Annotated in this window: 2 protein-coding genes; both read right to left on the reverse strand. The window is 76.4% G+C overall.

What is annotated here, in order from left to right; all coding sequences use genetic code 11:
* The coding region (locus tag AC2W7J_RS18510) for a primosomal protein N' family DNA-binding protein (RefSeq protein WP_485984259.1) at nucleotides 1–539 on the reverse strand (539 nt) is incomplete at its 3' end.
* Between the two features lie 26 nt (nucleotides 540–565).
* The coding region (locus AC2W7J_RS18515; protein WP_485984260.1) for an alpha/beta fold hydrolase at nucleotides 566–826 on the reverse strand (261 nt) is incomplete at its 5' end.

Genomic DNA, 826 nt, shown 5'->3' on the forward strand with positions numbered 1-826 from the left:
CGGCCGCGAGGGCCGGCCAGCCAGGCCGCACCGTGGCGACTCCCCCGCCGCGACCCGCGACCACCACGCCGCACCGGCGCGGTACCCGGCCACACCTCGGGGACGGCTGCAGGCGAAGGGAGGTCCTCCCCTTCGCTCTGCTCGTCCGTCGCCGACTCGTCGGCCGCGGTCTCGTCGGCCGCCGGCGGCTCGACGGGCAGCGCCTTCTCGGCGCGGGAGTGCCGCGGTGGGATCGCGAGCCGCAGCACGTCCATGACCGTGCCGGCCTGGTGGCGCGAGACCCGCCGGGCCAGCTCGAGGACCTGCGGCGTGAGCACCGCCTCCGGCGAGACGACCGTGCGGATCGGGGCCAGCCGCCCGGTGTGCTCGGCGACGTCGCTCCGCTCGACGACGTAACCGGCGAGGTCACGCCCGGCGAAGCGCGCCTTGACCCGCACGCCCGGCTGCGCGGCCTCGTCGAGCTCCTCGGGCACGAGATACTCGAAGGGCCGGTCGAGATGGACCAGCCCCGAGTCGACGAGGACCTGGGCGACGCGCACGGGGACAAACGTAACCGGGCGGTGTGTCAGCCGGCCGGGTGCACCTGTCGGGCCCAGTCGGTGAGCAGCGCGGCGACCACCTCGGGGCGGTCGAGGTGCACGTTGTGACCGGCCCGGTCCAGCGACGCGGTGCTCCCCCGCGGCAGCCCACGGGCCCAGTCCCACTGGTCGTCGACCCCGACGATCGCGTCCTGGCGCCCGGTGACGACGAGGACGGGCAGGTCGAGGTCGCCGGGCGAGGGCATCGGCAGCGCGTAGGCGGCCGCGAGGCGCCGCGAGGCCTCTGG

It is taken from the genome of Janibacter sp. CFPM2_SD2, assembly GCF_057364645.1.